This window comes from Micromonospora sp. WMMC241 (assembly GCF_027460165.1).
GTDB lineage: Bacteria > Actinomycetota > Actinomycetes > Mycobacteriales > Micromonosporaceae > Micromonospora > Micromonospora humi.
Window position 1 is genome coordinate 2,328,565 of record NZ_JAPZBF010000001.1, and the last position, 26,473, is coordinate 2,355,037.

The 26,473-nt window shown below is 73.0% G+C and carries 16 protein-coding genes; 5 read left to right on the top strand and 11 right to left on the bottom strand.

The features are described 5' to 3' along the window. Positions 1 to 28 precede the first annotated feature (28 nt). Together O7598_RS10905 and O7598_RS10910 are read left to right on the top strand one after the other, a co-directional pair. Entirely contained in the window at positions 29 to 724 is a 696-nt protein-coding gene (locus tag O7598_RS10905) for a hypothetical protein (protein ID WP_269691205.1), read from the top strand. 164 nt (positions 725 to 888) lie between these two features. Then, entirely contained in the window at positions 889 to 3,078 is a 2,190-nt protein-coding gene (locus O7598_RS10910; RefSeq protein WP_269691206.1) for a carbohydrate-binding module family 20 domain-containing protein, read from the top strand. A gap of 54 nt (positions 3,079 to 3,132) precedes the next feature. Here the strand turns inward: O7598_RS10910 and O7598_RS10915 are convergent, their stop codons facing one another. Continuing rightward, complete coding sequence (locus tag O7598_RS10915) at positions 3,133 to 3,654, bottom strand: RICIN domain-containing protein (protein ID WP_269691207.1); 522 nt, start codon at positions 3,652 to 3,654, stop codon at positions 3,133 to 3,135. A gap of 219 nt (positions 3,655 to 3,873) precedes the next feature. Here O7598_RS10915 and O7598_RS10920 point away from each other — a divergent pair, with 219 nt between their 5' ends. Next, positions 3,874 to 6,708, top strand: a complete 2,835-nt coding sequence (locus O7598_RS10920) for a helix-turn-helix transcriptional regulator (RefSeq protein WP_269691208.1) — start codon at positions 3,874 to 3,876, stop codon at positions 6,706 to 6,708. On the opposite strand, the gene O7598_RS10925 is transcribed toward O7598_RS10920, so the two are convergent. From O7598_RS10925 to O7598_RS10950, 6 genes are all read right to left on the bottom strand, one after another. Next, positions 6,630 to 7,883, bottom strand: a complete 1,254-nt coding sequence (locus O7598_RS10925) for an MFS transporter (RefSeq protein ID WP_269691209.1) — start codon at positions 7,881 to 7,883, stop codon at positions 6,630 to 6,632. The two genes, O7598_RS10920 and O7598_RS10925, sit on opposite strands and share 79 nt — an antisense overlap. A 67-nt stretch (positions 7,884 to 7,950) precedes the next feature. Beyond that, positions 7,951 to 8,430, bottom strand: a complete 480-nt coding sequence (locus O7598_RS10930) for a hypothetical protein (protein WP_269691210.1) — start codon at positions 8,428 to 8,430, stop codon at positions 7,951 to 7,953. Between the two features lie 22 nt (positions 8,431 to 8,452). Continuing rightward, positions 8,453 to 9,265, bottom strand: coding sequence for a hypothetical protein (locus O7598_RS10935; protein ID WP_269691211.1), 813 nt, complete (start codon positions 9,263 to 9,265; stop codon positions 8,453 to 8,455). 131 nt (positions 9,266 to 9,396) lie between these two features. Then, the gene (locus tag O7598_RS10940; protein WP_269691212.1) at positions 9,397 to 11,379 is read right to left on the bottom strand and encodes an alpha-L-fucosidase; all 1,983 of its coding nucleotides are present in this window, start codon (positions 11,377 to 11,379) and stop codon (positions 9,397 to 9,399) included. A 189-nt stretch (positions 11,380 to 11,568) separates the two neighbouring features. Then, positions 11,569 to 11,868: an STAS domain-containing protein gene (locus tag O7598_RS10945; protein ID WP_269691213.1), complete on the bottom strand. Its 300-nt coding sequence runs from the start codon at positions 11,866 to 11,868 to the stop codon at positions 11,569 to 11,571. Then, positions 11,865 to 16,022 carry a SpoIIE family protein phosphatase gene (locus O7598_RS10950; RefSeq protein ID WP_269691214.1) on the bottom strand — a complete coding sequence of 1,386 codons (4,158 nt, stop codon included), beginning with the start codon at positions 16,020 to 16,022 and terminating at the stop codon, positions 11,865 to 11,867. The genes O7598_RS10945 and O7598_RS10950 overlap by 4 nt, the downstream gene beginning before the upstream one ends. Positions 16,023 to 16,367: 345 nt before the next feature. Between O7598_RS10950 and rph the strand changes: the two genes are divergently transcribed. Then, positions 16,368 to 18,965, top strand: coding sequence for a rifamycin-inactivating phosphotransferase (gene rph / locus O7598_RS10955; protein ID WP_269691215.1), 2,598 nt, complete (start codon positions 16,368 to 16,370; stop codon positions 18,963 to 18,965). A gap of 6 nt (positions 18,966 to 18,971) precedes the next feature. Here the strand turns inward: rph and O7598_RS10960 are convergent, their stop codons facing one another. The 4 genes from O7598_RS10960 to O7598_RS10975 form a co-directional block, all read right to left on the bottom strand. Beyond that, complete coding sequence (locus tag O7598_RS10960) at positions 18,972 to 20,615, bottom strand: serine/threonine-protein kinase (RefSeq protein WP_269691216.1); 1,644 nt, start codon at positions 20,613 to 20,615, stop codon at positions 18,972 to 18,974. 206 nt (positions 20,616 to 20,821) lie between these two features. Beyond that, positions 20,822 to 22,273, bottom strand: coding sequence for an arabinofuranosidase catalytic domain-containing protein (locus O7598_RS10965; RefSeq protein WP_269691217.1), 1,452 nt, complete (start codon positions 22,271 to 22,273; stop codon positions 20,822 to 20,824). Positions 22,274 to 22,309: 36 nt separating this feature from the next. After that, a complete protein-coding gene (locus tag O7598_RS10970; RefSeq protein WP_269691218.1) occupies positions 22,310 to 24,217 on the bottom strand; it encodes an alpha-L-fucosidase in 1,908 nt (635 codons plus the stop codon). An 81-nt stretch (positions 24,218 to 24,298) separates the two neighbouring features. Next, complete coding sequence (locus O7598_RS10975) at positions 24,299 to 25,768, bottom strand: arabinofuranosidase catalytic domain-containing protein (protein ID WP_442929849.1); 1,470 nt, start codon at positions 25,766 to 25,768, stop codon at positions 24,299 to 24,301. 311 nt (positions 25,769 to 26,079) lie between these two features. On the opposite strand from O7598_RS10975, the gene O7598_RS10980 reads away from it, so the two are divergent. Further along, entirely contained in the window at positions 26,080 to 26,454 is a 375-nt protein-coding gene (locus O7598_RS10980) for a MerR family transcriptional regulator (protein WP_269691220.1), read from the top strand. The last annotated feature ends 19 nt before the right edge of the window (positions 26,455 to 26,473 follow it).

Below are 26,473 nucleotides of genomic sequence, written 5' to 3' on the forward strand. Positions count from 1 at the left end.
GGGTCCGGCTGACCAGGGGGAGGATCCTGTGACGACGAACGAGACGATCGCCGGGACGCTGCGGCGTGCGGTCGCGACCCGGGGCCGCCGGGTCCTGCTGTCGGTGACGGTCGGGGTGGGGATCCTCGCCGCCGGGGCGCTCCTGGCCGGGCTCCCGCCCGCGGAGCGCACCGCCGCCACGTTCGGCGAGTTGGTGCACGCCTTCGTCTCCGTTCCGCTGCCGTTCGTCGGCGTCCTGCTCGCGAGCGATCTCCGTAGGACATCCGGCGGGCCGGTGCTCCCCACGCTGGTCGGCGCGACGCTGATCGCGGTGGCCGTCGGGCTTGCCGGCGACGCGATCGTCGTCGCCGCGTCGGCCGCGTCCGGCTCCGTGGCGCCCGAGCCGTGGGCGAACGTCGGCGGGATCGCGGTGGCGGGCGTGCTGGTGCAGGTGCTCGCGCAGCTCGTCGGCACCGGGCTGGGGTTGCTGATCGCCCGGCCGGTGTGGGGCTGCCTGGCCACGATCGTGCTGCCGCTCGGCGCCTACGCGCTGCTCACGCCGCTGGGTGCGGCCCGCGACTGGCTCACCCCGTACGGGGCCCTGCAGGGAGTCCTCGGCGCGGCGCCGGGGTGGGCGGGATGGGCGCGGTGGGTGGCCGCGGCGGTGCTGTGGGGCGCCGCCCTCAATGTGGTCGGCGTCGTCGTCCGGCGGCGGCGTGCCCCGGCCGTCGGGGCGGCCGCGTGACGGCGGGCCGCAGGACGCCGGTGGGCATCCATGTTGCTTGCAAGTTTCAAAAACTTTGCCGCAAGGTCTTGCAAAGGCTTTCATGGATGCCGCATCGTGGTCGCACCTGGACGGCCGTCCATCCCCGCGCACCCCTTCGAGCCCCCGGAAGAGGTCCCCCTGCCATGGAATCCGCCAGGCCACACCCGCGACGCCGGGCCGGCCGCCTGTTGCTCGCCGCCGCGCTCGTCGCGGCCGGCGGCACGGCCGTCGTCACCGCCGCCACCACCGCCACCCCCGCCCGTGCCGCCGTCACCCTCAACGACAGCGAGGTGACCGCCAACCTCTGGGAGTGGAACTGGCCCTCGGTCGCCGCCGCCTGCACCGACCACCTCGGACCCGCCGGCTACGGCGCGGTGCAGGTGGCCCCGCCGCAGGAGTCGGTAAGCCTGCCGAACAGCCCGGACGGCGTGCACCCCTGGTTCGAGGTGTACCAGCCGGTGTCGTACCGGCTGGACAGCCGGTTCGGCAACCGGCAGCAGTTCGCCGCCATGGTCACCGCCTGTCACGCCGCCGGCGTCCGGGTCTACGTCGACGCGGTGGTCAACCACATGGCCGGCACCAACAACCCGGCCGGCACGCGTGGTTACGCAGGCACCGAGTTCTCCGGCTACAGCTACCCGGCCGTGCCGTACGGCAGCGGGGACTTCCACCGCCCCGGGGACAACTGCCCGACCGGCGGCGGCATCACCGACTGGAACAACGAGGCCCAGGTGACCAGCTGCGAGCTGTTGTCCCTGTCGGACCTCTACACCGAGAAGGAGCCGGTCCGTGACAAGATCGCCGGCTACCTCAACGACCTGATCGGCCTCGGCGTCGACGGCTTCCGGGTGGACGCGGTCAAGCACATCAGGAAGGACGACTTCGCGGCGATCATCGGCAAGCTCGACAACACCGTCGCCGAGGGCCGGCGGCCGTACGTGGCCCAGGAGATCTTCGACGGCTCCAGCAACCCGGCGTTGCAGGCCCGGGCGTTCACCGGCAACGGCGACGTGCTCGACTTCGGGTACGCCAAGGGCATCCGCTCCGCGTTCCTCGGTTCCGTCTCCACGCTGGCCAACGTGCCGAACTGGAACCTCGACGCGCCGAGCGCCAACGTCTTCGCCATGGTCACCAACCACGACCTGGAACGCGACGGCGTGGTCCTGTCGTACAAGAACGGCACCGACTACGTGCTCGCCAACTACTTCGCACTGGCGTACCCGCACGGCAAGCCGTCGGTCTACGACAGCTTCACCTGGTCGAACCGCAACCAGTCCCCGCCCAGCGACGGCACCGGGCGGGTCACCGACACGGCCTGCGGCGCGGCCTGGAACTGCCTGAGCCGCAGCGCCGGCATCAAGGGCATGGTCGGCTGGGCCAACACCGCCCGGCCGGTGAAGACGGTCTCCGACTTCACCACGGTGAACAGCAACGTGATCGGCTTCCACCGGGGTGACCGGGCCTGGATCGGCATCAACGACTCCGGTTCCGCCGCCACCGCCACGTTCGCCACCGGGCTGGCCGACGGCCGCTACTGCGACGTCATCTCCGGAGTCGCCACCGCCGACGGCTGCACCGGCGGCACGGTGACCGTCGCCGGCGGGCGGGCCACCGTCACCATCGGAGCGAACAACGCCGTCGCGGTGCACGTCAACGCCCGGCCCGGCACGAACCCCTCGCCGACCGCGTCCCCGACGGCCTCGCCGACCGCGTCCCCGACCGGCAACCCCACCGACCGGGTCGCCACCACGTTCACCGTGAGCGCCACCCCGGCCGCCGGCCAGGACGTGTACGTCGTCGGCAGCGTCCCCGAGCTGGGCTCGTGGACGCCGGCCAACGGCGTCAGGCTCACCGCCCAGGGCGGCGGCGCCTACCGCGCCACCGTCGACCTGCCCCGCTCCACGGCGGTCGAGTACAAGTTCGTCAAGGTGACCGCGGCCGGCGCGGTCACCTGGGAGTCCGGCGCGAACCGGAGCCTCACCACGCCGGCCACCGGCACGTACGCGGTGACCGAGACCTTCCGCGGTGACACCGTCTCGACGGCGGTGGCCACTTCGTTCGCGGTCACCGCGGCCACCTCCTACGGGCAGAACGTGTTCGTGGTCGGCAACGTCGCGGCGCTGGGCGGGTGGAACCCGGCCAACGGGGTGGCGCTCTCCGCGGCCACCTACCCGGTGTGGCGAGGCACGGTGGACCTGCCGCCGAACACCGCGGTCGAGTACAAGTACGTGAAGAAGAACCCGGACGGCTCGGTGACCTGGGAGTCCGGCGCCAACCGGAGCTTCACCACACCGGCCGGCGGCACCCGCGCCAACACCGACACCTGGCGCTGACCGGATCGGCGCGGCCCGTCCCCGGGGAAGGGGGACGGGCCGCGCCACCACGGGTCACGCCGGCGAGAAGGACCAGACCTGCGCCGGGTTGCCGAACCCGGTGCAGTGGTAGATCTGCACGGTCGCGCCGTCGCTGGACGACCCGCCGCGCACGTCCATGCACCGGCCGCCGACCTGGGACTTGATCTGGTGCACCCCGCTGAACGAGTTCGGGTTCACCGTCCACTTCATGCTCGTCGTGCCGGTGCAGGCCCACTGCTGCAACGGGGTGCCGTCGGCGTTGACGCCGTTGCGCACGTCCACGCACATCCCACTGAACCGGTTGACGAACGTGTAGGGGCTCTGGCCGACCGGCGACCAGTGCTGCACGGCCTGCCCGTCGCAGGTCCGCTGCACGACCAGCCCGCCCAGCGACGAGGGCGCGCCGTACCGGTCCACCTCCAGGCACTTGCCGCTGCCGTAGTTGACGATGCCGTAGTAGCCGCTCGCCGCCTGCGCCGGAGGGGCGAGGACCGCCCCGAGCCCGGTGGCCAGCACGCCCGCCGCCAGTACCCCGCCGACCCTTTTTCTGATCATTGCCGTGTCTCCCATCGACTCGAACCCGCTTCCCTCCGCCGGGACGCGCCGATCGGTGTCGTTCCGCCCTCGGCGCCGCTTCCCGGCTGGTGACGACGCTAGGCACGGCCGGCGTCGCCCGGATCCGGGAACCTCCTAGTCGATGCGGCCACGACGGGTCGCTGTCGGGAACGTGTCGCCACCATCGGTCCGGAACGGCTCAGCGGCTAACGTGCGGCCATGGGGGTAACGGCGGTTCCGGCCGCCGCCGGCGGCACGGCGGTAGAGGGCGGCACGGCGATCGACGGCGGCGCGGTCGTCGAGGGCGGCACGGCGGTCGACGGCGGCGCGGACGATCTGCTCGGCCGGGCCGACGAGTGCCGCCGGCTGACCGGCCTGCTGGCCGACGCCGTGGACGGTCGCGGCGGCGCCCTGGTGCTGCGCGGCGCCGCGGGCGTGGGCAAGACGGCCCTGCTGGACCACTGCGCCGCGCACGCCGCCGGGATGCGGGTGCTGCGCGCGACCGGGGTGCCGTTCGAGGCGGAGCTGCCGTTCTCCGCGCTGTACGAGCTGGTGCGCCCGCTGCTGGACCGGCTCGACGAACTGCCGGCACGCCAGGCCGACGCGCTGCGCACCGTGCTGGCCATCGACGGCGGGTCCGGCACGGTCAACCGGCTGGCCGCGTACGTCGCGACGTTGACGCTTCTCACGACGGCGGCCGAGCGTACGCCGGTGCTGTGCCTGGTGGACGACGCGCACTGGATCGACCCCGCCTCCGCCGAGGCGTTGCTGTTCACCGCGCGGCGCCTGCTCGCCGACCGCGTGGCGGTGGTCTTCGCCGCCCGCGACGTCCCCGGCTTCGAGGCGCGCGGCGTGCCGGAGCTGCCGGTGGCCGGGCTCGCGCCCGACGCCGCCGTCCGCCTCGCCATGCGCGCCGGGCTCGACCGGCGGGCGGCTACCGACCTGGCGGCGGCCACCGCCGGCAACCCGCTGGCCCTGATCGAGCTGCCGGCGACGCTGGGCGAGGAGCACCGGCACGGTTGGTTGCCGCTGGAGCAGCCGCTGGTGCTGGCGGACCGCATCCGCACGAGCGTCCTGGCGCACGCCCGCGGCCTGCCGGCGGCGACCTGGCGCGCGCTGGTCGTCTGCGCGGTGGCCGGTACGACCGGACCGGCGCTGCTCGCGCAGGTGCTGGCCGTGGAGGGGTTGCACCTGGACGTGCTCGACCCGGCGGTCGACGCCGGGCTGATCCGGTTGGCCGACCGGGAGGTGACGTTCCGCCACCCGCTGACCCGGGCCGCGGTGCATTCCGTCGCCGGTCCGGGGCAACGCCGGGCGGCGCACCGTGCGATCGCCTCGGTGCTGACCGACGCCGACGCGGCCGACCGCCGGGCCTGGCACCTCGCCGCCGCGACGACCGCACCGGACGAGCGGGTGGCCGCGTTGCTGGCCGGGTCGGCCGAGCGGGCGCAGCGGCGGGGCGGGGTGGTGGCCGAGGCGCGGGCGTACGAGCGGTCGGCGCGCCTGACGCCGGACCCGGACCTGCGGGCGTCGCGCCTGATGAGCGCCGCCCGGGCCTGGGCCAACGCGGGCGCCGGCCGGCACGCCGTGGCGCTGGGGGAGGAGGCGCTCACCCTCACCAGCCGGATCGACCTGGTGTGCCGGGTGAAGCCGTTGCTGACCCACCTCGCCCAGAAGCACGGCGGCGCCGCCGCGCACGACCGGGCGTTCCTGGCTGAGGCGGAGTCGTATGCGGCCGTCGACCCACTCGGCGCGGCCAAGCTGACGAGTGCCGGGGTCAACCAGCTCTGGGCCCGGTTCGACATCGCCGGAATGCTGCCGCTGTGCACGCGGGTCGTGACGCTCGCCGGGACCGCCGGCGGCCCGCCCTGGCCCAAGGGGCTGATCCGGCTGGCCGCCGCGCAGGTGCTGGCCGGGCTGCCCGAGGGCGCGACGCTGGCCCGGGAGTGCGTCGCCGTCTGCGCCGGGCACGCCGACGGCTCGGCCGCGGAACTGGCCGAGGTGTTCTGCTGGCTGGGCGACCACGATACGGCGCGGGCGTTGCTGGCACCGGAGGTCGACCGGGCGCGCGCGAGTGAGGACGTGTTCCTGCTGGCGTACGCGTTGCCCCGACTCGCCGAGCTGGAGTGGCGCGTAGGCCGGCTGCACGCCGCCTACCAGGCGGCCACCGAGGCGGTCCGGATCGCCGAGCAGGTGGCCCTGCCGGTGCTGCGGGCGGAGGCGCTGGCCGGGCTCGCGCTCGTGGAGGCGCTGCTGGGGGCCGAGTCACAGGCGCTGGCGCGGGTCCGGGAGGCGCGCCGGGTCCTGCCGGTCGAGTTCGGGGAGGTCGAGGTCCGGCTCCGATACGCCACCGCCGTCACGTCGGTCGTCGCGGCGCGCTGGCGCGAGGCGGCGACCGAGCTGGAGTGGATCCGCTCCGTCCAGCGGCGCGGCGGGCTGGTGGAGCCGGGCTGGCTCCCGGTGGTCGGCGAGCTGGCCCAGGCGTACGCCCGACTGGGCCGCCCGGAGCGGACGGCGGAGCTGCTGGCGGAGCTGGGCGACGGCCGGGTCGCCTCCCGGGTGGTGGCGGCGCGGGTCGCCGCCCTGCTCGCCCCGGAACCGGACCTGGACGAGGCGTTCGCGGCGGCGCTGGCCCGCTGTGACGGGGCGGACGCCCCGCTGGAGCGGGCCCGGACGCTGTTCGACCACGGCCAGCGGCTGCGTCGGGCGAAGCGGCGCCGCGACGCGCGGGTCCAGTTGCACGCCGCCCTGCGGCTGTTCGAGACGGCCGGCGCCCAGGGGTGGGCGCGACGCTGCCGGGCCGAGATCGACGCGACCGGTCGGCGGGCCCCGGCCCCCGACGACCGGGGCGTCGACCGGTTGACCAGCCAGGAACGGCAGATCGCCCTGCACGTCGCGGACGGGCTGACGAACCGGGAGATCGCCACCCGGATCTTCCTGTCGCCCAAGACGGTGGAGTACCACCTCGGCAACGTCTACCGGAAGTTGCAGCTCCGCTCGCGGTCCGACCTGATCCGCCACCTGGCCCGCCTCTCGTCGTCCGAACCGGGCTGACGCCTCCACCCGGCCGGGGCGACCGCGACCAGCGCGGCGGCCAGGCACGCCCCGGCCGCGGCGACGAACGGTGGCCGCCCGCCGGCGTGCACGGCGACCGAGCCGAGCGGGATGGCCAGCGTTATCGGCCCGAACATCGCGGTGTTCGCGGTGCCGGCCACGCGTCCGAGCAGCTCCGCGGGCGTGTGCGTCTGCACCGCCGTGACGGCGGCGACGAGCGTCCACGGCAGACCCACGCCGACGATCGCGGAGGCGGCCACCGTGGCCGGCCACCAGGGCAGGCAGCGGCCCAGACAGCCGGCGGCGAACAGCACCGCGCCGGCGACACCGACCGCCGCCGCGCCCCGGCGGGCGACCAGCCGGCCGACGACCAGCCCGGCGAGCACCGAACCGGCGCCCTGCGCGCTGGCCAGTACGCCGAGGAACGTCGACGGCAGGGCCAGTTCCTCGACCACCACCGCGTAGAGCGCCGCGGTGGTGAAGCCGGACATGGCGATCGACACCGCGGCGAGCGCGACGGGTACGCGCACCGCGCGCCGGCGCAGGAGGACGGCGAGTCCGACCCGGAGGCCGGTCGGGCGCGCCGCCGCCGCGGGCCGGTCGCCCGGGGACGGGTCGGCGTCGGTGGCCCGCAACCGCAGCGCGCCGTACCCGACGGCGACGAGCACCGGCACGACGGCGCTGAGCACGGCGACCGGGTGCCCGCCCCGCCACGCGTAGAGGCCCGCCCCGGCCAGCGGAGCGACCAGTTTCATGCCCTCCTGCGCGCTGGAACGCCAGCCGTTGACGTCGGCGAGCCTCGCCGGGGGCAGCGCCGCCGGCAGCAACGCCGTCTCGCCGGCGTCGATGAGCACGTAGCTGACGCCGTAGGCGAACGAGACCGTGAAGATCAGCCACGCCTGGCCGGGCCCGTGCACCGCGAGCAGGCTGAGCAGGGCGGCGGCCAGCGCCAGGTTGACGCCGATGACCAGAGGTCGACGCGGCGCGCGGTCGAGCAGCCCGCCGAGCCAGGGCCCGGCCAGCACCGGGGCGTAGACGCAGAGCCCGGCGAGCGCGGCCAGCCCGGTGGATCCGGTCAGGTCGAGCACCCAGATGCCGGCGACCAACGACATGGCGCTGCCGCCGAGCCCGGACAGCAGCGAGATGGCCACGAACAGCACGGCGTTGCGGCGCATGAGCCCTCCGGGATGGAGCGGGGAAGACTCACATCCTCGATTCTTGAGCGCGCACGTGGCAAGGTCGTCAATGTTTCGTTGACACGGTCGCCGCGATCCGCCGGGCGGCCTCCCGGGCCGGCGCCGGCAGTCGCGGTCCGACCGTCGCCAGGTCGTCGACGAGGTACGCGGCCAGCGCGAACAGCGGTCCCGGCGGGGCGTCCCGGGCCGAGGCGCACGTACGGCGCACCAGCGCCGCCCGGCGGAACCGGCCGTCCCACGCCCGATCCGCCCCGATCCACCGGTCCAGGTCGGCGACCGCCGCCCGCAGCGCCACCACCTCGACCGACCAGGCCCGGTCGAGTCGCCCCAACCGTGAACGGCGGGCCGCCACGAGCCGTTGCCGGCGCTGCTCGGCGGCCTGCCGGCTGCTCAGGCCCAGGGCGTCGGCGATCTGCGCCCAGGTGACGCCGTCGTGCCGGGCCCGGTCGATCAGCTCCAGTTCGCGGTCGTCCAGGCGGGCGCGGGCGGCCCCGATCTCGGCCAGCCGCGTCGGTTCCGGAAGCACCTGTCAACGCTACATTGACGGATCAGCGCGGTGGTGCGACGTACAGGCCGGTGCGGCAGCCGGTCTCGCCCGGCTCCAGCCAGATCCGGTCGTACCCGGGCTCCTCGATCTTCCCGGCGGGCGTACGCACCAGCAGCAGGCAGTCCCGTTCCGCCGGCACGCCCACGGCGGCGACCAGCGCACCCTCGTGAGTCGTCGTGTCGACGGTGATCCACTCCTGCGGGAACGCGGCCCGCACCGCGCCGGCCAGCGTCTCCGGGGTGGCCGTGCGCAGCACCGCGGTGAGTCGCGTGCGTCCGTCGTCCGGAACCTTCGGCACCGGCGCGGCGCTGGGCGGCGGGGGAGCGGCCCCGGACGGGCAGTCGATCTCCCGGTAGGACGTGGAGCGATAGAGCCGCAGCTCGTAGCGGTAGCAGCGGGTGGCCGAGCCGGCGGTGTGGCCGGTGTCGCCGAACGCGCGCGCCGACCGCTGCGGCACGGAGACGACGAACCGGACGTCGATGGTGGCCAGCTCGTCGCCGAAGACGCGACCCGACCAGGCCAGGACCTCCCGGCGTACGGTCGAGCCCGCCTCCGGTTCCGCGAGCGGCCGGGCTTCCACCGGGATCTCGGTCGCGGCGATCGACGCGGCGTCGCGGGGGCGGCTGCGATCCCCCAGTGCCTCGTTGAGACTCTTCGCGTCGGCCGTCGCCGCGTCCTCGGCCAGCACGTCGCCGCGATGATCGCCGCACCCGGCCAGCGTCGATGCGACCGCCACCGCCACGCCGGCCGTCACCCGCGTCCAGCGGCGGCCGGACCGCGACGCACGACGCCCGGTCACCCGTTCCCCGTCCATCCGCGACACCGTACCGCCGCGCGGCAACCCGGACCGGCCGCGGTCGGCGCGCTGATCCGCCTCCCGCCGGCAAGGCGGGGCCCCGGTCAACGTACTCGGTAGAGGCGGGGCCCCGCTTGACACGTCGTCGCTCACACGCCGGTGATCGTCCACATCAGGTTGGTGCTGCCGTCCCAGGTCCACTGCTTGACCGTGGAGCCGGAGGCGACCTGGCCGCCGCCGTCGAGCACCAGGCCGGTCGCCCGGTTGGCGATCCGGAAGCGCCCGCTGCCCTGGTCGGTGAGCTGCCACTGCTGGGTGTTGCCGCCGTTCCACGCCGCCTGCTGGGCGTTGGCGCCGTTGGTGGTCTGGCCGAAGCCGTCGACGACCATGCCGTTGGTCCGGTTGACGATCCGGTGGTAGCCGGTGCCGAGGTCGATCAGCTGCCACTGGAGATTTGTGCTGCCGTCCCAGCTCCACTGCTTCAGCGCCGAACCGGAGGCGACGTTGCCGCCGCTGTCCAGCGCCAGGCCGTTCGTCACGTTCGTGATCCGCTGCCAGGTGCTCGTGCTGCCGCCCAGGGTCGGGATCGCGCCGTTGAAGGTCAGCTTGACCACGTACGCCGGGGCGCTGAACGGCGCGGAGGACGAGGGCAGGGTGATGCGCAGTCCGCCGTTGTCCTGGGTACGCGTCGGCAGGTTGACGTAGCTGCCGGCGGTGGACCCGAGCAGTTGCACGCCGGCCAGGTTGCTGAGGTTGATCCGGTTCGCCGCCAGCGTGGTGATGGTGACCGAGCTGCCCGGCCAGCCGAGGATCGTCGCGTACAGCACGGTGTTCGCCTTGTTGCGGGTGAACCGGATGTCCTGCGCGGTGCCGGCGCGCGGGGTGCTGAAGGAGCCGCCGCCCATCTGGGTCGGGCCCTCGCCGTACGTGGTCCAGGCCCGGGTGGCGTAGACGGACTCGCCGAAGCGGCGCAGGTAGTCGCCGATGCCGAGCAGGATGGTGCGCTGCCCGCTCGGGATGGTGCCGTCGGCCATCGGCGCGATGTTGAGCACCATGTTGCCGTTCTTGCTGACCCGGTCCAGCAGCGAGTGCAGCATCTGGTTGAGCGAGTAGTAGCCGATCCCCACCGTGTAGCACCAGCTGGAGCTGCTGATGCTGTCGTCGGTGAGCCAGTAGGGGTCACGCCGGTCCGCCGGACCGCCGCGCTCGTAGTCGAAGACCGAGCCGCCCCGTTCCAGTCCGTCCTTGTAGGTGGCGACGACCTCCTTGTCCCACGCCACGGCCCGGTTGTAGTAGTAGGCCAGGAACTTCAGCCGCTGCGCCTCGCTGATCCGGCCGAGGTTGAAGTCCTGCCAGATCATGTCCGGCTGGGACTGGTCGATCACCTCGCGCAGCTTGTCGTACCAGAGCTGCTCCTCCGCGGCGGTGCCGAGCTGCCCGTAGAGCTTGCGCAGGCTGGCGTCGGACTGCTGCGGCGCCCACTGGTAGAAGCCGGTGAAGTTGTACGCGTGGTGCATGGCGACCATGACCTTCATGCCGCGCGCGCGGATCGCGTCGGTGTGCAGCTTGAGCAGGTCGAGCCTCGGTCCCCTGGCCACCGAGTTCCACTCGTTGACCTGGCTGTTCCACATGGAGAAGCCGTCGTGGTGCTCGGCGACCGGGCCGGCGAACCTGGCGCCTGCGTCGGCGAAGAGCTGCGCCCACTCGTTGGGGTCGAAGTTGCCGCCGGCCGACTTCAGCTTCGGCGCGAACTGCACGAGGTTGCCCGCCTTGTCGCGGGCCCCGTTGATGAAGTTGTGGTACGGCCAGGCTGACGGGTCACCGTAGACGGACTTGTGGTGGTTGTTCTCGTTCGAGCCGTTGTTGTACATGTTGCGCGGGTACCACTCGTTGGCGTAGGCCGGCACGCTGAACACGCCCCAGTGGAAGTAGATGCCGAACTTGGCGTCCTGGAACCACTCGGGCGCGGCCGGGTGCTGGCCGACCGACGCCCAGGTCTCGGCGTAGTTCGACGGCCCGGGGATGGCGGCGGCGGCGGGCAGCGGACGGGCGACGCCGCCGACGGCGACAGCGGCTCCGCCGGCGCCGAGGGCGGCCAGCAGGGCGCGACGGGAGAGGTGGGGACGGGACATGGCGATCCCTTCGAAGGTGGTGGTGGTGTAACCGGTTGGGCGAGTTAGACATCAGACGTTAAGCGTTTCAATCGTGTGACGTCAATGCCTTCCGGCGCACACAACCGCGCCTGTGAGCCCCCTGTGCCATAAGACATCTTATGAATGCCCTCTGAACTCCGAGGGTGTCGACGGACGGGCCGTCCCTCGTCAGCCGCTGCGGACCGTGGTCAGCTCGGCCAGCCCGGAGATGGTGAGCAACGGCTCCAGCAGCGGGCCGGCGACCAGCGCGATGCGCTCGGCGTGCGGGAACAGCACCGCCAGGCCGGCGCTGTCCAGGTATTCCACAGCGGTCAGATCCACCACGAGCGGATCGCCGTCGGGGCGTACCGCGTCGTCCAGCGCGGCGCCGAACGCGGCCGCGTTGCTCATGTCGATCTCACCGACCGCGGTCAGCACGCGGGTGCCGTCGGGGCCACCGCTGGTGCTGAGCTTCAGAGCCGTACTCATCGGATGATCCTTGCCTGCATGTCGACGGTGGTGCCGGTGACACCCGGCGTCACGGTGATGCTGTCCATGAGAGCACGCATCAGCACCAACCCTCGACCCCGGCTCGGGTCCGCCGGGCGGTTCTGGTCCCGCCAGTGCCCGCTGTCGGTGACGCTCACCCGAAGCGCGTCGGCGGTGGCGGCGGCGCGCAGCCGGATCCGGCCGCCGGGCTTGTCCCGGTGGCCGTGCTCGATGGCGTTGGCGCACGCCTCGCCGGCGGCCACCAGGACGTTGTAGGAGTGGGCCGGCGCCAGGCCGCACCGGTCCAGCCAGCCGCGCAGCGCGGTGCGGACCTCGGCCAGGCGCGACGACTCGGCGGGGAAGTCCAGCTCCAGCGGCCCCGGGTGGCGGTAGAGCAGCAGGGCCACGTCGTCGTCGTACCCGCCGTCCGGGGCGAGCCGGTCCATCACCTCGCTGGCCAGGGCGTCGATCGGGACGGACCGGCCCTCCTGGAGGGTGGCGGTGGCCCGGTAGATGCCGGCGGTCAGCGGCTGGCGGCGGCGCTCGACGAGGCCGTCGGTGTAGAGCATCAGGGTGGCCCGGGCGGGCACGGTGACCTCGGCCTCCGGGCGGTCCCGTCCGGTGCGGACCGCGAGCGGCCGGGAGCGGCCCTGGTCGAGGAACTCGGACGTGCCGTCCGGATGCACCACGATGGCCGGCGGGTGCCCGGCGCTGGAATAGCGCAGCCGGCCGGTGGCCGGATCGAGCACGCCGCAGAAGACGGTGGCGCACTGCGCGCCGGGGAGCATCGCGGCGAACCGGTCCAGGGCCGCCAGCGTCCGGCCCGGGCTGGCGTCCTGGAGCAGCAGTGCCCGGCAGGCACTGCGCAACTGCCCCATCACGGTGGCGGCCCGCAGGCCGTGGCCCACACAGTCACCGACCACGATCCCGATCCGCCCGTCCGGCAGCTCGACGGTGTCGTACCAGTCGCCGCCGACCTTGAGCGGAAGCGTGGCGGGGGCGTAGCGCACGGCGAAGCCGGCCGGCAGTTGGGCCGGGCCGAGGATCGCCCGCTGCAGGGCCAGGGCGGTCTCCCGCTGCTGGTCGATCTGGTGCACGCGGTGCAGGCCCTGACCGACGTGGCCGGCGAGCAGCGCCAGCAGCGTCTGGTCCTGCTCGGTGAAGGGCCGCTTCTCGCCCAGGTCGATCCAGAGCGCCATCGTGCCGACCGGGTGCTCCACCGCGATGCCGGCGCCGTGTGCCCGGGTCGCCACCGGTGTCAGCAGCGGCGTGTCGCGCAGCGCGAGCAGCGCCTGGCGGCGCGCGTCGGGCAGTGACTCCCAGCGCAGCAGCGGATCGGTCGCGGTGACGTCGGGGGCGGGGGAGTCGCCGAAGACGGCGGTGACCACGGCGGTGGCCCGCCAGAGTTTGCGCATCTCGTCCAGCACCCCGCGCAGGGCGTCGGCGAGATCCTCCGCCTGGGACAGGCGCATGCTGAGCCCGGCCAGCGCGGTCTCACGCTGCACCGCATAGTGCTCGGCGGTCACGTCGCGGAACGTCCCCACGATCACCCGGCGACCGGTGTCCGGATCGTCGACCTGGTTGAACGCGGCCGCGATCCAGAGCCGGTGCCCGTTGCGGTGCGTCACCGGGACGGTGTACGTGCCCTGGGTCTGCCCGAGCAGCACGGAGAACGCGGCGGAGACCTGACGATGTGCCTCGGGTTCGGCCTCCGGGTCCGGCCACCACGGCTGCTGCCCCGACCGGTACGGCAGCCCCTCCGGCCCGTAGCCGAGCATGTCGGTGAACGCCGTGTTGATCTCCACGACCGCGCCGTCGGAGTCGCAGACGAAGAACGCCTCCTGCAACGAGTCGATCAGCGCGGTGCGCCAGCGGGCGTGGTGGTTGCGCAGCCGGGCCAGCTCCACGTTGGCCCGTACCCGGGCCAGCAGTTCGGCGGCCGGGAACGGCTTGACCAGATAGTCGTCGGCGCCGGCCTCCAACCCCTCGATCGAGGCCTCCTCACCGGCCCGGGCGGACAGCAGCAGCACCGGGGTGCCGGCGGTCCGCGGGTCGGCCCGCAGCGCGGCCACCAGTTGCAGGCCGTCGAGCCGCGGCATCATCACGTCGCTGACCACCAGGTCGGGTGTGTGCGTGCGGGCGGCCTCCAGCGCCGCCTGCCCGTCGGCGACGGTGTGCACCCGGTGCCCGGCGGAACGCAGCAGGCGGGTGAGGTATTCGCGCATGTCGGCGTTGTCGTCGGCGACCAGGACCCGGGCCGCGACCTGCCCCGGCAGGGCCGGCGTCGGCCCGTCGGCCGGCGCCGGGTCGTCCGGGACCACCTCGGCGGCCGGGTCGGTCGGCAGCCAGCGCAGCGCCTCCTGCACGAACGGCTCGGCGGCGACCGGGGCCCGGCCGGCGCCGGCCGGGGCGAGGGCGTCGGCGGGCAGGTGGGCGACGCCGAGCGGCAGCCGGACCGTGAACTCGGTGCCGCGCTCGGGCGCGCTGGTGGCGGTGATGGTGCCGCCGTGCAGCCCGACCAGCTCCTTGACCAGCGCCAGGCCGATCCCGCTGCCCTCGTCGGACCGGGACCGGGCGTTCTCGATCCGGTGGAACCGCTCGAACAGCCGGGGCATCTCGTCCTCGGCGACGCCGATGCCGGTGTCGGCCACCCGCAGCACGGCCTGCCCGTCCTCGGCGCGCAGCAGCACCCGCACGGTGCCGTCGAAGGTGAACTTCAACGCGTTGCTCAGCAGGTTGAGCACCACCTTCTCCCACATCGCCGGGTCGATGTGCACCGGCTGGGGCAGCGGCCGGCAGTCGACCTCGAAGACGAGGCCGGCGCGTTCGATCGCGGAGCGGAAGACGCTGGCCAGGTCGGCGGTGACCGCGGCCAGGTCCACCGGCTGGTAGCGGGCCTGCATCCGCCCGGCCTCGATGCGGGAGAAGTCGAGCAGGCTGTTGACCAGCTTGCCCAGGCGCAGCCCGTTGCGGCGGACGACCTCCAGCTCCTCGCGGGTCTGCTCGTCGGCGTCCCGCAGCCGGCCACGCAGCTCGTCCACCGGCCCCATGATCAGCGTCAGCGGGGTGCGGAACTCGTGGCTGATGTTGGAGAAGAACGCGGTCTTCGCCCGGTCCAGCTCGGCCAGCTCCTCGGCCCGCCGCTGCTGTGCCTGGTAGCTGCGGGCGCTGGCGATCCCGGTGGCCACGTGGCCGGCGGTCAGCTCCACGAACCCGCGGTAGCCGTCGTCGAGTTCGCGGTAGCGGTTCAGCCCGGCCACCAGGAAGCCGTACGGCGTGCCGCCCTGCTGGCGCAGCGGCACCAGCAGGGCCTGGGTGGGCGGGTCCGGCCAGCCACCGGTCGGCAGGTCGGCGAACCCGTCGCCGTCCAGCGGCACCAGGACCGGCTCGCCCTCGCAGAGGGTCCGCGTCGGCCAGCGGGCCCCCGGGTCGTCGGGCGACAGCGTCGCCGGGGCCGCCGGGTCGCCGGCGGTGACGCCGGTCGCCTGCGCCAGTCGCGCCGCACCGTCGTCGCCGAACAGGTACGTCAGCGTGAACGGCAGGTCCCACGGGTTGCGCCCGAGCTGGCGGCCGGCGAAGGCGAGCGTCTCCTGCTCGGTGCGGATCACGCTCGGGTCCGAGCCGAGGTCCCGCAGGGTGGCCATCCGCCGTTCGCCGATGACCCGCTCGGTCTCCTCGCTGACCACGCAGAGCATCCCGACCAGCGCCCCGTCGTCGTCGCGCAGCGGGCTGTAGGAGAACGTGTGGTAGGTCTCCTCCCGGTAGTCGGAGCGCTCCAGGAACAGCAGCAGCCCCTCGTCCCAGGTCGCCTCGCCGGTGCGCAGCACGGTGTCGATGCGCGGGCCGATGTCGCCCCAGATCTCCGCCCACACCTCGTTCGCCGGCCGGCCCAGCGCCCACGGGTACTTGCGGCCCAGCGTGTCGCGCCGGTAGGCGGCATTGCAGAAGAAGGTCAGCTCGGGGCCCCAGGCCATCCACATCGGGAAGCGGGAGGAGAGCAGGATGCGCACCGCGGTACGCAGGCTCTGCGGCCAGCCGCCGGGCGGCCCCAGCGGATGGGTGGACCAGTCGACCCGGGCCAGATCCGGGCCGATCTCGCCGTCGACGGCGAACACGTCGGCACGTGTCCGCGGGTCGGTGCCAGCGCCGGTCATCGCCCGAGTCTCCCTCACCGCATCGGATCCCGCTCGTCCAGGTCGTGGTGCTATCCAGGGCGGCAAATGCGGACACCAGCGGCATTGCGTTGCCCGACGGGCCTTCCCGGGAAGCTCTCCGCGGTGGTCTTGCCCCCGATGCGTCCCGGTCATGCCGGCGGCCGAGGTCGGGAGTGCCACATTTCCGTCGCACCGGTCGACCGGCGGAGGACACAGCAAAGGCAGGGAGAGAACTCCCTGCCACTTCTAACGTATATCGCAACCGGGGGCTTGTGGCAAGACCCGGGTGGTGCCGCAGAATCGTCGGCCGGACGCGGTTCGAGCTGGGAAAACGGGGGGCACGTGATGGCCGGACGGTACGTGGTGGGGTTCGACGAGGCCGACGAGACGCAGGTCGCCGTCGTCGGCGGCAAGGGTGCCCACCTGGGGGCGCTGTCCCGCACCGACGGGGTGCGCGTGCCGGCCGGCTTCTGCGTCACGACGGACGCGTTCCGGCGAGTCGTCGCGGGCGTCCCGGCGCTCGACGAGCGACTCGACCGGCTCGCCCGGCTCGAGCCGGACGACCGGGAGGCGATCCGTGCGCTCAGCGCGGAGATCCGCCGCGCCGTCGAGGAGACGGCGGTTCCCGGCGACGTCGCGGCGGCGATCACCGGCGCGTCCGCCGACCTGGGCCAGCACGACGCCTACGCGGTCCGCTCCAGCGCCACGGCGGAGGACCTGCCGACGGCCTCGTTCGCCGGGCAGCAGGACACCTACCTCAACGTGGTCGGCCCGGACGCGGTCCTCGCCCACGTCCGCCGGTGCTGGGCGTCGCTGTTCACCGAGCGGGCCGTGAGCTACCGCCTCCGCAACGGCATCGACCACCGCGCCGTGCGGATGGCCGTGGTCGTGCAGCGGATGGTCCGCCCGGACGCGGCCGGGATCCTCTTCACCGCCGATCCGGTCACCGGCAACCGGACGATCTCGTCGGTGGACGCCGGCTTCGGGCTCGGCGAGGCGCTGGTCGCCGGCCTGGTGAACCCGGACGTGTTCACGGTGCGCGACGACGCGGTCGTCACCCGCACGATCGCCGCCAAGCGGGTCGCCGTGCACGCCGTGCCGGGCGGTGGGACGCGGGTGACCGAGGTCGACCCGGCCCGCCAGGAGCAGCCGGCGCTCACCGACGCGCAGGTGCTGCGGCTGGCCCGGCTCGGCCGGCGGATCGAGGCCCGGTTCGGTCGCCCGCAGGACGTCGAGTGGGCCCTGGTCGACGGCGACTTCCAGATCCTGCAGAGCCGGCCGATCACCACCCTGTTCCCGGTCCCGGCGGTCGACGACGGGGAGAAGCACGTCTACCTCTCCGTCGGCCACCAGCAGATGATGACCGACGCGATGAAGCCGCTGGGGCTGTCGATGTGGCGGCGGACCGCCATGGCGCCCATGCACTCCGCCGGCGGCCGGCTCTTCGTCGACGCCACCCGGCACCTGGCCACCCCGGCCGGCCGAGCCGCCTTCCTGAACCTGATGACGCGGTCCGACCCGCTGACCCGGGACGCGCTGGAGACGCTCCTGGAGCGCGGCGACGTCGTGCCGACGCTGCCGGACGCGGGACCCGCCGGACCGCCGGCCGGCCTCCCGCCGGCGACGATCGAGACGGATCCGGCCATCGTCGCGGCGCTGATCGAGGGGAGCCGGGACAGCGTCGCCGCGCTGCGGCGCGACATCCGAACCCGGTCCGGTCCGGCGCTGTTCGACTTCCTGACCGAGGCGTTCGAGGAACACAAGCGGGTCCTCACCGACCCGGTCAGCATCCAGGCGATCATGGCCGGGATGGAGGCCACCTGGTGGCTCAACGACAAGCTGGGCGAGTGGCTGGGCGAGCCGAACGCCGCCGACACGCTGACGCTCTCCGCCCCCGGCAACGTCACCTCGGAGATGGGGCTGGCGCTCCTCGACGTCGCCGACGTGATCCGCCCGCATCCGGAGGTGGTGGCGTTCCTGCGCGACGTCGGGGACGGCGAGTTCCTCGACGAGCTGCCGAAGCTTCCGGGCGGGAGCGAGGCGCGCGCCGCCGTCGAGGACTACCTCGACCGGTACGGCATGCGCTGCGTCGGCGAGATCGACATCACCCGGCCGCGGTGGAGCGAGCAACCGGCCACCCTCGTACCGCTGATCCTCGACCACGTCCGCACCTTCGACCCGGGCGAGTCCCGGCGGCGCTTCGCGCGGGGGCAGCGGGCGGCGGAGCGCAAGGCCGCGGAGGTGCTGGCCCGGCTGCGGGCGCTGCCGGACGGCGACCGCAAGGCCGACGAGACCCGGCACATGATCGACCGGGTGCGGACCTTCATCGGCTACCGGGAGTACCCGAAGTACGACATCATCAGCCGCTACTTCGCCTACAAGCAGGCGTTGACGGCGGAGGCCGACCGGCTCGTCCGGGCGGGTGTGCTCGCCGACCGGGAGGACGCCTTCTTCCTGACCCTCGACGAGTTCCGCGACGCGGTGCGTACGGAGCGGGTGGACGCGCGGCTCGTCCGCGAGCGCCGGGACGCGTTCCGGTGGCACCGGACGTTGACCCCGCCGCGCGTGCTCACCTCCGACGGCGAGGCGTTGGCCGGGGCGTACCGGCGCGACGACGTGCCGAGCGGCGCCCTGGTCGGGCTGCCGGTCTCGCACGGGACCGTCGAGGGGCGGGCCCGGGTCGTGCGGGACCTGGCCGGCGCCGACCTGGAACCGGGCGACATCCTGGTCACCGCCCACACCGACCCCAGTTGGACGCCCCTGTTCGTGGCCGTCGCCGGTCTGGTGACCGAGGTCGGCGGCCAGATGACCCACGGCGCGGTGATCGCCCGGGAGTACGGCCTGCCGGCCGTGGTGAACGTGCCGGACGCCACCCGGCTGATCGCCGACGGCCGGCGGATCCGGGTGCACGGCTCCGCCGGCTACGTCGAACTGCTGTCCTGACCCCGGTCAGACCGCACCGCGGTCGACCAGGCTGAACGTGGTGTCGATCGGGGCGTCGCCGAGTTCCTGGACGTAGATCTCCCTTCTGCTCTCGTCCCACTGCACGAGGCCGTACCTGTCGCTGACGATGGCGTAGGAGGTGCGCCCCTTGTCGTCCTTGCCCTCGCGGAGGATCCCGAACATGGTGGCCGCGGTCGGTTCACACTCGGTGCCCACCAGCGAGGCGTTCCTCTCGGCGTCGAGTTTGACGCCGAGGCACGGGCGGTGCGAGATGTCCGGGTTCACCGACTTGATCAGGTAGTCCACGCCCACCGGTTCCAGCACGAAGAGGGCGTCCCGGCCGGTCCCGTCGCCGACGGTGAGCTCCCCGTCGAACGGCAGCGAGAGATCGCGGTCGGCCTGCACCACGTGCAGCAGGAGCCGCCGCTGCCCGGCCAGCATGGCCCGGGTCCGGTCGGCCGTGGCGGAGGGCGACCGGCTCGGCGTACGCGATGCCGGCGACGTGGACGGCGATCCGCCGGGCGTGGGCGCACCGGCCGTCGTGGCGCTGGCGGCGGGCGAGCCGACCCCGGCGGGCTCCGAACCGGTGCCGTCCGGCAGCAGGTCCGAGCCGAACAGCGCGGCGGGCACGAGTGCCGCCACCACGACCGCGCCGGCCACCAGCCCGACGAGTCGCCGTCGCCGCCGTCGCCGTTCAGCGGCGCCGGGGTCCGGGTCGGGCGCGTCCCCGTCGCCGGCGGCGTCGGCCGGCGGTCGGGCGGTCGCGGCGCCGGCGGCCCCGGGCGTCACGGCCGCCCGCGCGTTCGGGAGCCGGCCGGCATCGCCGCTCGGGGAAGCCGTGGTCAACAACCCGTCGAGCAGCTCCCGGGCGGTCGGCCGGTCGGCCGGGTCCTTCTCCAACGCTCGCGAGACGAGCGCTCGCAGCGGCCCGTCGAGGCCGGTCAGGTCCGGCGGCTGGGTGAGGATCCGCATCGCGGTGGCGGTCGCGGACTCGCCCTCGAACGGGGTGCGGCCGGTCGCGGCGAACGCGACCACGGCGCCCCAGGCGAAGATGTCGGCGGCCGGACCCACCGGGTTGCCGGTGGTCGTCTCGAACCGCTCCGGCGCCATGTACGCGACGGTGCCGACCATCTGGTTGGTCCTGGTGTGCTGGCTTGTCGCCTCGAAGGCGCGGGCGATGCCGAAGTCGATGACCTTGATGCCGCCCGGCGCGACGAGGACGTTCGCCGGCTTCAGGTCGCGGTGGATCACGCCGGCGCCGTGGATGGCGGTGAGCGCGGTCGCCACCCCGACCGCGATGCCGTGCACGCCCGTCGTCGTCATCGGCCCCTGGTCCCGGACCACCTGGACCAGGCTGGGGCCGTCGACGTACTCGACGACCAGGTAGGGCGGCTCGTGGTCCGGGTCGGCGTCGAGCACCTCGGCGGTGCAGAACGGTGGCACCTGGCGGGCCCGGTTCACCTCGCTGCGGAACCGGCCCCGGAACTCGTCGTGGTGGGACAGCTCCGCGCGGACCACCTTGACCGCCACCCGCCGTCCCTGCGGCGAACGGGCCAGGAAGACGCTGCCCATGCCGCCCTCGCCGAGCCGGCCGAGCAGCTCGTACCCACCGAGCCGGGCCGGGTCACCGGGGCGCAGCCCGTCGTTCACTTCCGACCTCCGCGGGCCGCGACCGCCCCACGAACCGCCACGCCTGTCACGCGTTCCCCTTCGGACACCCCGACGACCGCCCGCAGCCTACCGTCCGCCCGTGCGGCCTCCGTGCGGTCCGGTGCCCCGCGCGCGTGGCCTGCGCGTGCCCGGCCCGGCGACACGGCCGCCGCCCCCGGTCGGACGGGAGCGGCGGCCGGGTCGGTTCAGCGGTAGCCGGCGGCCACCACGTTGGCCTGGACGGCGTTCTCGGTGGCGTCCGAGGGGTAGCCGGCGACCATGGCGCCCTCGTAGAACGTGCCGACGCTCTGGTTCTTGTTGTCGATGCAGCAGTCGCCGCCGCTGCCCAGGATGATCGCGCCCTGCTTCTTCATCGGGCTGTAGCCGCGGGGCAGCGACCCGTCGTAGAGCGTGTAGAGGCTGCCGGACTGGGCGTTGCTGCCCTTGATGGCGAAGCGGGAGGTGCCGTTGTTCTTCAGCGTGGCGGTGACGAACTTGCTGGTGAAGGCGCGCTGATTCGGGTTCCACGTCGAGCTGCCGCCGGGATAGAGACCGTATTCGAGATCGGCCTGGACCCAGGGCCCGGTGCCGGAGCAGCCGCCGAACCAACAGCTGGTGCCGAAGTAGATCGCGTCCATCGCCCCGGCGGCGTCGGCGCTGCGGGTGGTCTCGCTGTTGCCGTAGTCGAAGCAGCAGCCGCTGTTGACGTGGGTGCCGCTGGTGACCATGTACATGCCCTCGGGGGCGCTGCCGGTGGGGACGCCGGTCAGGTGACCGTCGCGCCAGTAGCTGCTGTTGCCGGGGATGAACAGCGAGTACGCCTTCGCGCCGCCGACGGTCACCGACTCCCGGTTCGCGACCGCCGGTTGCACCGCGCCGCCGATCCCGCCGGACCCCTGGTAGCCGAGGTTGTTGCCCCGGGTGGTCTGGTCGTAGATCCAGGTGATGACGCACGTGGTGTTGGCGCAGAACGAGTCCTGCGCGCCCGCGTTGGCGGGTCCGCCCGCGTTGAGCGTGGTGATGTCGCGGGTGGTGTTGTCGGAGGATCGGCGGACCTGGTAGAGCCGGCCGTTGTAGGCGCTGAACAGGGCGCGGGTGGTGCTGTGCGCAGCCACGCAGGGCGTGCTGCCGGCGGCGTAGATGTCGCACGGTCCGCTGCCGGCCGGCGGCGGCGTGGTGGGCGGTGCGCTGGTGGGTGGCGCGGTGGTGGGTGGCGCGGTGGTGGGTGGGGTGCCGACGCCGCCGGTGCAGGTGACGCCGTTGAGGGCGAAGCTGGTGGGCGCCGGGTTGCTGCCGGTCCAGGAGCCGTTGAAGCCGAAGCTGGTGCTGCCACCGGTTCCGATGGCGCCGTTGTAGGAGACGTTGGCGGCGGTGACGGCCGACCCGGTCTGGGTGAGGGCGGTGTTCCAGTACTGGGTGACGGTCTGACCCGCCGTGAAGGTCCAGGTCAGCCGCCAGGTGTTGACCGGGTCGCCGAGGTTGGTGACGGTGACGTTGGCGCCGAAGCCGCCGGACCAGGACGAGGACACGGTGTAGTCGACCGAGCAGCCGGCGGCGGCCGCGGAGGCGAGTTGGGTGCCGGTGAGACCGGCGGTGGTGAGGGTGAGCGCGGCGGCGGAGGCGATCAACGCCCACCGCGACCGAGGGGTACGAGCCATGGGTGATCTCCGGATGTGAGAGGGGGACGGTAGGTGTCAGCCGACGGTGACGGTGACGTTGGTCGGCGGGTTGTTGGTCCCGTTCCAACTCGCGAGGAAGCCGAACGTGGTGGAGGCGCCCGCGGCGAGCGAACCGTTGTAGGAGACGTTGCGGACGCTGACGGACGACCCGTTCTGGGTGTACGTGCCGTTCCACATCTGCTGGATCGTCTGCCCGTCGGGGAAGGTCCAGGTCACCGTCCAGCCGTTGATCGGCGTCGAGCCGGCGGTCACGGTGACGTCCGCCTGGAAGCCGCCGGACCACGAGCTAGTGATCTTGTAGGTGGCGGTGGCCTGCCCGGGCGCGGATGTCGGGACGACGGTCGGGGTGACCGTCGGCGACGGCGGCGGCGTCGGCGTTCCGCCCACGCCGAAGGTCAACTTGACCACGTACGCCATGGCGCTGAACGGGGCGCTGGACGACGGCATGGTGATGTGCAGGCCGGAGCCGTCCTGGGTGGGCCGGGGCAGGTTGACGTAGGTGCCGGCGGCGTTGTTGAGCAGTTGCACAGCGGTCAGGCCGCTCAGGTTGACCCGGTTGGAGGTCATCGTGGTGATGTTCAGCGTGCTGCCGGGCCAGCCCATCACGGTGGCGTACAGGACGGAGTTGTCCTTGCTGCGGGTGAAGCGGATGTCCCGGTTGGTGCCCTCGCGGGGGGTCTGGAACGAGCCACCGCCCATCGGGGTGGGTCCCTCGCCGAAGACGGACCAGGCGCGGGTGGCGTAGAGCGACTCGCCGAACCGGCCCAGGTAGTCACCGATGGAGCGGAGGACGGACTGCTGGCCGGAGGGGATGGTGCCGTCGGCCGTCGGCGCGATGTTGAGCACCATGGTGCCGTTCTTGCTGACCCGGTCCAGCAGGGCGTGCAGCAGCGACTTGGCCGAGTAGTAGCCGATGCCCTGGGTGTAGCACCAACTGGAACTGGAGACGCTGTCGTCGGTCAGCCAGTAGGGGGAGAGCAGGCCGGCCGGCCCGCCGCGTTCGTAGTCGAAGACCTCGCCGCGGGTGTTGAAGCCGGTGTCCTTGTACGCGGTCGCCACGTCCTTGTTCCAGGAGACCGCCTTGTTGTAGTAGTAGGCCAGGAACTTCAGCCGTTGCGTCTCGTCGATCCGGGGCAGGTTGAAGTCGTGGTAGATGATGTCCGGCTGGTAGCCGTCGATCAGCTCGCGGAGCTTGTCGTACCACAGTTGCTGTTCGGCGGCGCCGAGCTGGCCGTAGAGCTTGCGCAGGCTGGCGTCGGACTGCTGCGGCACCCACTCGTAGTAGCCGGTGAAGTTGTACGCGTGGTGCATCGACACCCAGAACTTCATGCCCTTGGCGCGGATCGCGTCGGCGTGCAGGCGTACCAGGTCCAGCTTGGGGCCCTTGGCCGCCGCGTTCCACTCGTTGACCTGGCTGTTCCACATGGAGAAACCGTCGTGGTGCTCGGCCACCGGCCCGGCGAAGCGCGCGCCGGCGTCGGCGAAGAGCTGCGCCCACTCGTTGGGGTCCCAGTTGCCGCCGGCGGACTTCAGCTTCGGGGCGAACTGCACCCAGTTGCCGGCCTTGTCGCGGGCCCCGTTGATGAAGTTGTGGTACGGCCATACCGACGGGTCGCCGTAGACGGACTTGTGGTGATTGTTCTCGTTCGATCCGCTGTGGTACATGTTGCGCGGGTACCACTCGTTGGCGAACGCGGGGACGCTGTAGACGCCCCAGTGGTAGTAGATGCCGAACTTGGCGTCCTGGAACCACTCCGGGGCGGGTGGATGCTGGTCGACCGACGACCAGGTGGCGGTGTAGCTCTGCGGCCCCGCGGTGGCCAGGGCGTCGCGGCGGACGCTGAGCAGGCCGGCCGCGGCGGCCGCGCCGGCGCCGGAGGCGATGAGCAGGTGGCGGCGGGAGATGTGGGACGAGGATGACATGGCCCGGTTCCTTCCTGAGAAACGGGTGGTGGAGGCGCGGTGGAGCGGCCCGCCGCCGGCCGGCGGCGGGCCGCGTCGCCGTCAGCGGTAGCCGGCGGCGGTGATGTTGGCCTGGACGGCGTCCTCGGTGGCGTTCGACGGGTAGCCGGAGGTCATCACGCCTTCGTAGAACGTGCCGGCGGCGCCGTGGCTGTTGTCGCCGCCGATGCCGAGGATGATGGCGCCTTCCTTCTTCATCGGGTTGTAGCCGGAGGCGTTGGGCCGTTTGCCGTCGTAGATGGTGTTCAGGCTGCCGGACTGGGCGTTGCCGCCGCGGATGGCCCAGTGGTTGGGTTCGCCCTTGACGATCGCGGTCAGGTAGCGGTGGCTGATCGACGGGTTGTTGGCGTTGTAGCCGGGGTTGACGCCGGAGAAGAGTCCGTTCTCCAGGTCGGCCATGATCCAGGGGCCGTTGCCGGTGCCGGTGCCCCAGACCTTGTTGTTGCCGAAGTAGATGGCTTCCATGGTGCCGTTGCCGTTGTCGCGGCTGTTGGTCTCGGCGTTGCCGTAGTCGAAGCAGCAGCCGCCGTTGTAGTGGGTGCCGTCGAAGATGGCGTACATGCCTTCGGGTTGGTCGCCCTTGGCGATGCCGTTGGTGGTGTTGTTCCGGTAGCCGGTGCCGGGCGCGACGAACACCCCGTACGCCCGGTGGCCGAGCACCGTCGTCGGTGCCGCCTTCGCGTCGGCGAGGTTGTCGTAGCCGCCGGGGGCCGGGCCGGAGAATCCGCCGGGGGGCGCCTGGGTGAGGTTGTTGCCCCGGGGGGTCTGGTCGTAGATGACCGTGATCAGGCAGCTCGTGTTGGCGCAGAACGAGTCCTGGACGGCGGAGTCGGCGGGGCCGCCGGCGCTGAGCGCGTTGATGTCGCGGGTGGTGTTGTCGGAGGCGCGGCGGACCTGGTAGAGCCGGCCGGTGTAGGCGCGGAACAGCGCGCGGGTGGTGCTGTGCGCGGCCACGCAGGGCGTGCCACCGGCGGCGTAGATGTCACAGGGTGCGTTGGTGGCCGGCGGCGGCGGGGTCGTCGTCGGCGAGGTGGTGGGTGACGGCGTGGAGGTGGTGGGTGGGGTGCTGACGCCGCCGGTGCAGGTGACGCCGTTGAGGGTGAAGCTGGTGGGCGCGGGGTTGCTGCCGGTCCAGGATCCGTTGAAGCCGAAGCTGGTGCTGCCGCCGGTTCCGATGGCGCCGTTGTAGGAGACGTTGACGGCGGTGACCGCCGCGCCGGTCTGGGTGAGGGTGGTGTTCCAGTACTGGGTGACGGTCTGGCCGGCGGAGAAGGTCCAGCCCAGCCGCCAGGAGCTGACCGGGTCGCCGAGGTTGGTGACGGTGACGTTGGCGCCGAACCCACCCGGCCAGGAGGAGGAGACGGTGTAGTCGACCGAGCAGCCGGCGGCGGCCGCGGACGCGAGCTGCGTCCCGGTGAGGCCGGCGGCGGTGAGCGTGAGCGCGGCGGCGGCGATCAGCGCCGCCCGGCGGCGGGGATGGTGCGTGGTTCGCAAGGGGACCTCCCGGTCCATGAGTGGGGTGGCGACCGACCGAGGCGTAGTGAGCGTTCACATCATTCGTATGATGTAAGCCGAGTGCCAGGGATTCGGTCGGCTGTACCGAGCAGCGCCGGTCTGCCCTGGACCGGCGGCGTTGCGAGGTGCTCAGCTCCCGATGCCCGCGAGAGGCATCGGTCAATGTTTGCGTTAACATCCGACGTCTGTCAATGGCTGGCCGGACCGCGGGACCGCCACCGGCGGCGTCGACCCGACGCGGGGCGGCGGCCGTCCACCGCGCGTGGCATGCTCGGTCCGGGCGTCGACGAGGCGGCGGGCGGGATGGAATGCGGATCGGGGAGCTGTCGGCACGCACCGGGGTGAGCGCCCGGTCGATCCGCTACTACGAGCAGCAGGGCCTGCTCGCGGCCGTGCGCACCACAAGCGGGCAGCGTGTGTTCGCCGAGTCGGCGGTCGAGCGGGTGCGGCTGATCCAGCGTCTCTTCTCCGCCGGGCTGAGCAGCAGGCGGATGTCCGAGCTGCTGCCCTGCGTGACCGACCCGGACATCCGCACCCGCTGGCTGACCGACCGGCTGCGCGAGGAGCGGACCCGGATGGAGGCCGAGATGGCGCAGCTCGCCCACGCCGTCGCGGTGCTCGACGAGGTCGTCACCGACATGACCGTCGCGGACGACGCGGCGCCGGGCGGGGCTTGCCCCTGACACCGGTGTCAACTCCTAC